The sequence below is a fragment of the Bradyrhizobium sp. P5_C11_2 genome, assembly GCF_054049755.1.
Genome location: NZ_JBFULT010000530.1, coordinates 1 through 9602, shown reverse-complemented (window position 1 = coordinate 9602; position 9602 = coordinate 1). Strand labels below are relative to the sequence as shown.

The window sequence follows — 9602 nt, the reverse complement described above, 5'->3', positions numbered from 1 at the left end:
GCTCGGCGCTGCACCCGTGGTCACACCAGGCGCAGCGTTGTTGCGCGGCGTCACGTCGCGCATGCCGGGAGGCGCCGCTGGATTGGTCGGCGGAGCCTGCTGGGCGGTCTTCGTCGCCGGCTCATTGCTGGCCTGGTTACCGGTGGTCGAATTGTTCAAGCCATAGAACACGGCGCCCAGCACCAGGGCGATAGCCACGGCAAACAGCGCGACCTTGCCGCTGGAGGCGGGGCCTTCGCCCAGCTCCGGGTCCGCCTGGAGGTCGGCATCCCGGCGCGCCGCACGGAGATACTCATCGTCGGCGAAGTTGGGGCGATACGGATCGTTGGGAAAACGGTCATCAGCCATCGATTGGGTCTCCTCGATTATTGCGCCCAGACAATCCATAGATGCGAGATTCTGTTCCGCCCTCCTTGATGCTTTCGTCGCATGTTGCCCTCGCGCGAGGAATCGGGAACCTGTTCATTTTGGAACCGTGCGCGTCGGTTCCATCGAAGGGGAAGGGAACAAGGCGATGTGGAGCTTGCCGCCGAGCGATAGCGTGCTGCATCTGTTGTCGCTGGTCGCGGTCGCAGCGCAAGGCATGACCGCCGCGCTCGCGGCCGGCCGCCGGAGCATGGACTGGCTCGGCGTCTGCTTCCTCGGCTGTATCACCGCGCTCGGCGGCGGCACGTTGCGCGATCTCTTCCTCGGGCACTATCCGCTGGCCTGGGTCGCTCATCCCATCTACCTCGCGCTGGCCGGCGGCGCGGCCTTCCTGACCATCCTGATCGCGCGGCTCGTGCACAGGCTGAAGGTGGCCTTCATCGTGCTCGATGCCATCGGTCTGGTCGTCTTCACCATGRCCGGCTGCGACATCGCCTGGCAGGCGGGTGCCACGCTGCCGATCGTCATCGTCTCCGGCATGGTGACCGGGTGCGCCGGCGGCGTRCTGCGCGACGTGCTCTGCAACGACGTGCCGCTCTTGTTCCGCTCGGAGCTTTACGCCAGCGTTTCGGTGGTGACGGGACTGTTCTACGCGACCGCGTTCGGCCTCAACCTCAACGCCGAGCTATGGACCATCCTCACCTTCATCCTCGGCGTCAGCTTCCGCCCGCTCGCGGTGCGCTACAAATGGGAGATGCCGAAATTCGTCTTCACGGGCGATGAGCGGTAGTTGTTCGCCTCTCCCCGCGTGCGGGGAGAGGGAATCAATTTCCCTTCCGCGCCTTCGCCACCTGCGCCGGCGTCACCAGCGCCGCGGCGTTGCCCCAGGAGTTGCGGATGTAGTTCGTCACCGCGGCGATCTGCTCGTCGGTCAATTGCCTGGCATAGGGCGGCATCTCGCCGGTGTTGGGCGCGCGCGGTGTCGTCACGGTGTGCGCGCCGTCGAGGATGATGCGCAAGGTCGAGGATGGATTGATCGATTGCAGCAGCGCGTTGGCGGGCAAAGGCGGATAGATCCGCGGCGCGCCTGAGCCGTCGGCTTCATGGCAGGCGATGCAGAGCCGCGCATAGACGGCCTGACCGGCTTTCATCTCGGCCTCGTCCGGCGGCGTCCCCGCAGGCTCGCGCCGCGCCGGCGGCAGGCTCTTCAGGTACACCGCGATCGCACGCACATCGGCGTCGCTCATCTTCGAGGTCGAGTTGACGACCACCTCGGCCATCGGCCCGTCGGCATGGCTTTTGGCGTTGCGCCCGCTTTGCAGATATTCGGTGATGTCCTCGGCGCTCCACGATTTCAGGCCGCTGCGCGCGGCGCCGTCGAGCCGCGGCGCGAACCAGCCGCCGACCTCGCTGCCGGACAAGGCCTGCGCCTCCCTGTCTGCGCCAAAATAGTTCTTCGGTGTATGGCAGGCGCCGCAATGACCGAGCCCAGTGACGAGATAGCCGCCTCTGTTCCACGCCGCGCTCTTGCCCTGGTCCGGTTCGAACAGGCCGGGCTTGAAAAAGAAATAGTTCCAGGCCCGCATCAGGCCGCGATAGCCGAACGGCCAGCGCAGCTCCGGCGGCTTGTTGCGGCTCACGACGGGCGGAAGCGTGCCGAGATAGGCCCGGATCGCCAGCGTGTCGTCCTTGGTCATTTTGGTGAAGTAGGGATAGGGGAAGGCCGGGTAGTAGTTCGATCCGTTGGGCGCGACGCCGTAGCGGAGGGCGCGGGTGAAATCGGCATCGGTCCAGACGCCGATCCCGGTCGCGCGGTCCGGCGTCAGGTTCGGCGCGTAGATTGCGCCGAAGGGCGTGTCGATCCGCTTTCCGCCCGCAAACGGCTTTGCGGCGTCAGCGGTGTGACAGCCCGCGCAGTCGCCGGCCTCGACCAGCGCCTTGCCGTAGGCGATCAGTTCCGGCGACGGCTCAGCGGCGAGGGCCGCGCTCCCAACCGCACTGCACAACGCCACCCCCACCAGAGCCAGGCCAGCCAGAATCGTCCGCATCGAAAGCCTCTCCTGCGACCAATCAACGTCGCCTGCGTGAAAGGGGCGTCAATTCGTTTCGCGACGCCGGGGGTATGGTGACACAAATTGAAAATGCCCGGCACCTTCCGGGCACTAAATTGCGATTTTTACCCGGCGCCGTCTCCGGCCCAGATTTGTGATGCGGAGCGTGAAATATCCGACATAGAGTGGCAGAGGTGGTCGGCGCGCCCTAGCTAAAAACAACGGGCAGGCAACGGCTTAAGTCGGCAAGACCCGAACAGGGCGGTAAAGAGGACATAATGGGCATCAACCAGGGTCCGATCAGTCTCGATCAGAAATACACCCAGGACACCGGACACGTCTTCACCACGGGCATCCAGGCGCTGGTTCGTTTGCCCATGGCCCAGATCCGGCGTGACCGCGCCAACGGCCTCAACACCGCAGGCTTCATTTCCGGCTACCGCGGCTCGCCGCTCGGCGGCTACGACCAGCAGCTGTTCGCCGCGCGAAAACATCTCGAGCAATACAACATCAAGTTCCAGCCCGGCGTGAACGAGGACCTGGCCGCGACCGCGGTCTGGGGCTCCCAGCAGCTCAACCTTTCGCCCGGCGCGAAATACGACGGCGTGGTCGGCATCTGGTACGGCAAGGGGCCCGGCGTCGATCGCTGCGGCGATGTGTTCCGCCACGGCAATGCCGCCGGCTCCGCCAAGAACGGCGGCGTCTTGTGCCTCGCCGGCGACGACCACGGCGCAAAGTCCTCGACCGTCCCGCATCAGTCCGACCATGCCTTCATGTCGGCGCTGATGCCTTATCTCTATCCCTCGAGCATCCACGAGATGATCGAGATGGGCCTGCTCGGCATCGCGATGTCGCGCTACTCGGGCTGCTGGGTCGGCATGAAGGTGATCACGGAGACGGTGGAGACCACCGCCGAGATCGACCTCACCGACGAGATGAAGCCCTTCATCATCCCGCCTGATTTCGAGCTTCCGCCCGGCGGCCTCAACCTGCGCTGGCCCGACGACCGCTTCGAGCAGGACCGGCGTCTCCAGGACTACAAGGGCTTTGCCGCGATCGCCTTCGCGCGCGCCAACAAGGTCAACCGCGTCACCATGGATTCCCCGAACGCCCGCTTCGGCATCATGGCATCCGGCAAGAGCTATGAGGACGTCCGGCAGGCGCTGCGCGAGCTCGGCATCACCGAGGAGGTCGCCGCCAAGATCGGTCTCCGCCTCTACAAGATCKGCATGCCCTGGCCGTTGGAGCCGGAAGGCGTGCGGCAGTTCGCGGTCGGCCTCGAAGAGATCTTCATCATCGAGGAACGGCGCGAGATCGTCGAGAACCAGGTCAAGCAGGAGCTGTTCAACTGGCGCGACGACGTCCGCCCCCGCATCGTCGGCAAGATGGACGAGCACGACAAGCGCTTCCTGACCTTCGCCGCCGAACTCAGCGTCGCCTCGCTTGCGACCTCGATCACCGAGCGGCTGCTTCGACTTAATCTCAACCCCGAGATCGCGGAGATGCTCCGCGTCAAGGCCGACTGGTTCAACGGCCGCCAGGCGACCCAGATGCAGGCGGTCGCGCCCGTCTCCCGCACCCCCTATTTCTGCTCCGGCTGCCCGCACAACACATCGACGAAAGTCCCCGAAGGCAGCCGCGCCATGGCCGGCATCGGCTGTCACTTCATGGCGCTGTGGATGGACCGTTCGACCGAGACCTTTACCCATATGGGTGGCGAGGGCGTGCCGTGGGTCGGCATCGCCCCCTTCACCAACGAGAACCACATCTTCGCCAATCTCGGCGACGGCACCTATTTCCACTCCGGCCTGCTCGCCATCCGTCAGGCAGTCGCCTCCAAGACCAACATCACCTACAAGATCCTCTACAACGACGCGGTGGCCATGACCGGCGGCCAGCGCCATGACGGCGATCTCTCGCCGCAGCAGATCACCTTCCAGCTCCACGCCGAGGGCATCCGCGAGATCTATCTGGTCTCGGAAGCGCCCGACACCTATCCCGCCGACACCATCGCGCCCGGCGTGAAGAAGTATCACCGCGACGAGCTCGACCGCGTCATGAGGATGTGCCGCGAGTACAAGGGCACCTCGGCGATCGTGTTCGTGCAGACCTGYGCCGCCGAAAAGCGCCGCCGCCGCAAGCGCGGCCTGATGGAGGATCCGGCGCGCCGCGTCATGATCAACCCGGCCGTCTGCGAGGGCTGCGGCGACTGCTCGGTGCAGTCGAACTGCATCTCGGTCGAGCCGCTGGAGACCGAGTTCGGCCGCAAGCGCGCCATCAACCAGTCGTCCTGCAACAAGGACTATTCCTGCGTGAAGGGCTTCTGTCCGTCGTTCGTCACCATCGACGGCGGCGCGCCGCGTCATCGCGCACCTGGCGAGCTCGCCGACATCGGCGCGCTGCCCGAGCCAGCGTCGCGTCCGACGCTCGACAAGCCCTATAACATTGCCGTCGGCGGCGTTGGCGGCACCGGCGTGCTCACCATCGGCGCGCTGCTCGGCATGGCCGCCCACATCGAGGGCAAGGCCTCGATGATCCTCGACATGTCGGGCCTCGCGCAGAAGGGTGGGGCGGTGCTCAGCCACGTCCGGCTGTCGGATCATCCGGCCGAAGTGACCTGCTCGCGCATCGTCACCGGCACGGCTGATCTGGTGCTCGCGGCCGATGAAGTGGTCGCGGTCGCCAAGGACACGATCTCGCTCTGCGACACCAGCCGCACCCGCGGCATCATCAACAGCCACGTCATTCCCACCGCCGACTTCGTCCTCAACCGCGACTTCAACTTCCAGACCCGCAAGCTGAACGGGTTGCTTGAAGAAACGGCGCTGCACAAGGACTCGGTGTTCTTCGATTTCACCAAGCCGGCCGAGCAGCTGCTCGGCGACAGCATCGCCACCAACATGATGATGATGGGCTACGCCTACCAGAAGGGCCTCTTCCCGCTGTCGGCGGAATCGATCGAGCAGGCGATCGAGGTCAACGGCGTCTCGATCAAGATGAACAAGGAAGCCTTTCGACTCGGCCGCCTCGCGGTCGCGGACCCTGCGCGCCTTGCCGACATGCTGAAGGGAACGGACGAGGTCGTGGCGCCCAAGACCCTGGACGCGATGACGCTGGACGAGATCATCGCGCATCGCGCCAAGCATCTCACCGCCTATCAGAACGGCCGGCTCGCGAAACGCTACCGCAAGCTGGTTGATCAGGTCGGCGACGCCGCCAGGCAGGGCGGCTATGACGAGGCGCTGACGCGCGCGGTCGCGATCAACTACGCCAAGCTGCTCGCCTACAAGGACGAGTACGAGGTTGCCCGACTCTTCACCGACGGCGCCTTCGAGCAGCAGCTCCGCGACCAGTTCGAGGGCGACTTCAAGTTCACCTTCAACCTCGCGCCGCCGATCCTGAGCCACGGCGTCGACGCGCTCGGCCGCCCGAAGAAGCGCGCCTTCGGCCCGTGGATGCTGAAGGCATTCAGGGTGCTCGCAAAATTCAAGTTCCTGCGCGGCACCCCGCTCGACATCTTCGGCCGCAGCGCCGACCGCAAGCTCGAGCGCGACCTGATCGCGGGCTACGAAARGGACGTCGCCACCGTGCTCGGCCTGTTGTCGCCGCTCACGATCGACACCGCGGTGGAGCTGCTCTCGCTGCCCGACCGCATCCGCGGCTACGGCCCGGTCAAGGAGAAGGCCGTCGCCGACGCCAAGGCCCGCTACGCCCAGCTCGCCGCGGACCTCGCGAGCCCGCCGCCCGCGCCAAGGCAGATCGCGGCGGAGTAGGGAAGGTCCCGATCTCGTAGGGTGGGCAAAGGCGCAAAGCGCCGTGCCCACCACCTCGCCGGAATTGCGCAAGAAGTGGTGGGCACGCTTCGCTTTGCCCAYCCTACAGACCTGCGTTTGACAAGGGTTGTGGTCGCGCGATATCAGCAACTTGCGATAGTGAAGCGCGCCGGGGGATACGGTCGTGCGCTATGCGGGGCGGCTATCGATGTCATTGCGCGGTGTCTTGATTGTGTTCTTGGCCGTCGGCGTGTTGGCGACGTTGGGGCTGTACTGGAATCAGCATGCCATCGAACGCATCATGCGCGATGGCTATGGCACCACGGGAAAGATCACGTCGGCCGAGGCCGTCTCGTCGCGGTTTCCGTTCGTGTTCGACGGAGCCTGGCCCCGCTATGTCGACGAAAACCTGTCGATCGGACTGCAATGGACCGGACGGGACGGCGTTCAACGCGAGCGCAAGGGTATCGCGGTCAGCGCCGCCTATGCGGCGCGGATCACGGTTGGCAATCAGCTCAGGCTCCTGACGATCCCCATTCAAGTCATTGACGACGATTCATCTCTTCCGGTGATTGTCGAGGATCTCGGCGACCATCTGAGCCATATCCGGTTCACGTCCAGGTTCATGCTGGCGGGAGCAGGTGTTTGCGCCGTGATTCTGGTGCTCGTGATCGGATGGCAGGCATGGTCGGCGCGTCGAAGCGGGCCGGGGCGCGCCGCAATCGCCACCGGATCGCGGCGTCCGGTTCCTTTCATCCTCGCGATGCTGACCGCCGTGATGCTTCTGTTCGGCGGCTACATGCTGGTGAACTCCTATGCCGAGCAAAGCACGTTGAAGGAGATCCTCGACCACGGCGACGAGGCCACTGCGGATATCACGCGTGCCTATGGTGAAGTGAACAAGGCCGGAGAGGCTCCGAGCTATCTCGTCACCCTGGCGTGGACGGACAAGGCCGGACAACAGCAGACCTACGGGCCGACCCATATCAGCCCGGCGTTCTGGCGCCAGATCACGCGGAACGGGGTCCAGACGGTCAGGCAGGCCAGGATCCGGTATCTCGCTGGCCGGCCGGATGCGCGGCCTCTGATCGTCGACGACGCAGCCGAAGCCCAATATCAGAACAGTTTTGGCGTGAAGGGCGGCGCGGTTTTTCTCGCTATCGGCCTGATCCTCGCCGGGGTGACAACGTTCCGCTATCGCGCGCGCCCGAGCGCGGCTTGATTGCGGGAGAGGACCGTAGGGTAGCCAAAGGCCGGGCCTACCGTACGATGTCTCGACTAACTCGCGCCTCGCAACGTTCGGAAAAGAAAAGCCGCGCCGAATGCCAGAGTCGTCGCGACAATGACCATGGCGAAAAATATGGTGAAAGCCGCTGACACGGTCGCTGCCGCGCCCACGTCCCTGTAGCAATCGATGCCAATCATCTTTTCAGTCGAAGCTTCTTCGCCAATCAAAGTGAGCTGGAACGCCACGAAGAATAGCCAAACGATGAGGCAAGTGAAGAAGTAGACGCGATTGGAGAGCAAGATCAGTGATATTGCTGCCGGGATCAGCATCAAGCCACTGAACAGAAACCAGGATGCGGGCACGCTGTTTCCGGAGTCGGCGCAGGCGGCATTAAAATGATATGAATACCAGGTCCACTGGCCATCGAGCAGAAGGCCCGACAAGACAAAGCAAGCGAAGAGAATTGACCGTCTGATCGGCACTCAGCGGATTCCTCACCGGTAGCGTCGGCCAAGGCGACTGCGGTCAGCATAGAGCAGGGCGTTCATACCGCACCTGAACGTTTTGCGCAGTTTCTCTGCAGCTCCACGGAGCCCAAACTCTGGTCACCCCATTTGAACGTGGGGATCCCGCGGGTCGGGTCCGTACTTGTTCGAGCCAACGGTGCCGGGCAGGACGCCAAGTTCAACGATTGCCCACGCAGTCAGGCCGAATGATGCGGCGTCAAGGATAACGTCCAGATCCGACATTTGTCCCACGTAGTGGCAGACCGCTGGGCCGAGGTAGAACAGCAACAACCACCAGCCGCTCTTGTTACGATCATGCAGGCGTTTCCGCCCGACCGCGATGGCAGCCACCCCAGCAAGGGCGTGACGAGAAACATCACCAAGGTGGCAATGATCCATAAAGGCCAAGAGATCGGGAGCGGCCGATGACCCTGGCCACGACACCATCCCTTGCGTTGCCCGTCGGGCAACACACCCACGCCGTGGGTCAATCCCCGCGCGCAAGTATATTCCGCTTTACCGAAATTCTGAATTGTCGTATTCATACCGTCATCTCATCCCTCTCAGAGGGGCGTATCGCGATCGTCACGAAACGCGGGGTGAGTGGCGGTGGACGCGGGCGGCGTCGGCGCGAAGGCGGTTGCAGGGCGGGTCACACCGTGAGCGAAGGCCAGCGCGCACACGACCGGTGCAGCCTGAGTACGGCAAAATCGTGTGGTCCTGACGCCCGGGGTCTGTGCGTCAAGTCTTGCGGTGATGTGGCGGCCCGACCGGGTTCGCAACCTCAGCCATCCGCAAGGCGACGGGGGCAATAGTGCATCGCTCCCCGGGGAGAGCGCGACATAAGCCGTCAAGCCACTGCGCAGGGAAGGCCGGATGTTTGGCTTCACCTGTATGCCGCTGTGCATTTGTTTCCAGCGCATTTGCGCACAGCGGACCGTGGGTGCCCAGCCGGCACCCGGTCTTCCCTGCGCCCTCTGTTCCGACAGGGCAGCAAGACGGAAGCAAAGCTCGGGCAAAACTGCCGCGAGGACGCGGGGGTGTGTCTGCAGTCGAGATGTGAGTTGAAACAGCGACGTCAGTGCCCACGAACTCCGTCATTGCGAGCGCAGCGAAGCAATCCAGCGTCTCTCCGCGGAGGCATTCTGGATTGCTTCGTCGCAAGGGCTCCTCGCAATGACGGCGATGGAGGCAGGGCGGCTTCCAATCCACCTCCCGCAGTCCGGATGATGCGGGAGTTGCGCCAAGCCGCTGCCCTCTCGCCCGACGGAATATTTCCGCGCTTGCCAATCCGGCCACCGCGGTTCAGAAAAACGGAGCAACAAGAAACGCGAGCGGAGACCTCTGTTTTGACCATCAAGGGCAAGGCCTACATTGCCGGGATCTACGAGCACCCGACCCGGCATGCGCCGGACAAATCCACCGCGCAGCTCCACGCCGAGGTCGCCAAGGGCGCGATCGAGGATGCCGGGCTCAGCAAGGACGATGTCGACGGCTATTTCTGCGCCGGCGATGCCCCGGGCGGCGCCTGGCCGATGGTGGATTATCTCGGTCTGAATACCAAAAAGCTCCGCCATGTCGATTCCACCGAAACCGGCGGCTGTTCCTACATCATCCATCTCGGCCATGCCGCTGAAGCGATCGCGGCCGGCAAGTGCTCGATCGCGCTGATCACGCT

General features: G+C 64.2%; 7 protein-coding genes and 1 pseudogene. 4 read left to right on the top strand and 4 right to left on the bottom strand.

Going from position 1 to position 9602, the window contains the following annotated elements; translation table 11 throughout:
• Window positions 1-348: hypothetical protein (locus tag ACXJL8_RS33090; RefSeq protein ID WP_456686306.1), on the bottom strand; the 348-nt coding region annotated here is incomplete at its 3' end.
• A 166-nt stretch (window positions 349-514) separates the two neighbouring features.
• On the opposite strand from ACXJL8_RS33090, the gene ACXJL8_RS33085 reads away from it, so the two are divergent.
• Window positions 515-1156 carry a trimeric intracellular cation channel family protein gene (locus tag ACXJL8_RS33085; RefSeq protein WP_456686305.1) on the top strand — a complete coding sequence of 214 codons (642 nt, stop codon included), beginning with the start codon at window positions 515-517 and terminating at the stop codon, window positions 1154-1156.
• Window positions 1157-1190: 34 nt separating this feature from the next.
• On the opposite strand, the gene ACXJL8_RS33080 is transcribed toward ACXJL8_RS33085, so the two are convergent.
• Window positions 1191-2414: a c-type cytochrome gene (locus tag ACXJL8_RS33080; RefSeq protein ID WP_456618124.1), complete on the bottom strand. Its 1224-nt coding sequence runs from the start codon at window positions 2412-2414 to the stop codon at window positions 1191-1193.
• A 281-nt stretch (window positions 2415-2695) separates the two neighbouring features.
• Here ACXJL8_RS33080 and ACXJL8_RS33075 point away from each other — a divergent pair, with 281 nt between their 5' ends.
• Window positions 2696-6190, top strand: a complete 3495-nt coding sequence (locus ACXJL8_RS33075; protein WP_456686304.1) for an indolepyruvate ferredoxin oxidoreductase family protein — start codon at window positions 2696-2698, stop codon at window positions 6188-6190.
• Window positions 6191-6374: 184 nt separating this feature from the next.
• Entirely contained in the window at window positions 6375-7412 is a 1038-nt protein-coding gene (locus tag ACXJL8_RS33070; RefSeq protein WP_456618122.1) for a hypothetical protein, read from the top strand.
• 56 nt (window positions 7413-7468) lie between these two features.
• Here the strand turns inward: ACXJL8_RS33070 and ACXJL8_RS33065 are convergent, their stop codons facing one another.
• Window positions 7469-7900 carry a hypothetical protein gene (locus ACXJL8_RS33065; protein WP_456618121.1) on the bottom strand — a complete coding sequence of 144 codons (432 nt, stop codon included), beginning with the start codon at window positions 7898-7900 and terminating at the stop codon, window positions 7469-7471.
• A 123-nt stretch (window positions 7901-8023) separates the two neighbouring features.
• Window positions 8024-8323 (bottom strand): DUF805 domain-containing protein, encoded by a 300-nt coding sequence (locus tag ACXJL8_RS33060; protein ID WP_456618345.1) that lies wholly within the window; start codon window positions 8321-8323, stop codon window positions 8024-8026.
• 950 nt (window positions 8324-9273) lie between these two features.
• Here ACXJL8_RS33060 and ACXJL8_RS33055 point away from each other — a divergent pair.
• Window positions 9274-9602: pseudogene (locus ACXJL8_RS33055) on the top strand (thiolase domain-containing protein); the annotation flags it as partial.

Excerpts from the sequence above, each read along its gene's own strand:
- ACXJL8_RS33060 (WP_456618345.1), bottom strand. The coding sequence starts at position 8,323 with ATGGATCATTGCCACCTTGGTGATGTTTCTCGTCACGCCCTTGCTGGG.
- ACXJL8_RS33080 (WP_456618124.1), bottom strand. The coding sequence starts at position 2,414 with ATGCGGACGATTCTGGCTGGCCTGGCTCTGGTGGGGGTGGCGTTGTGC.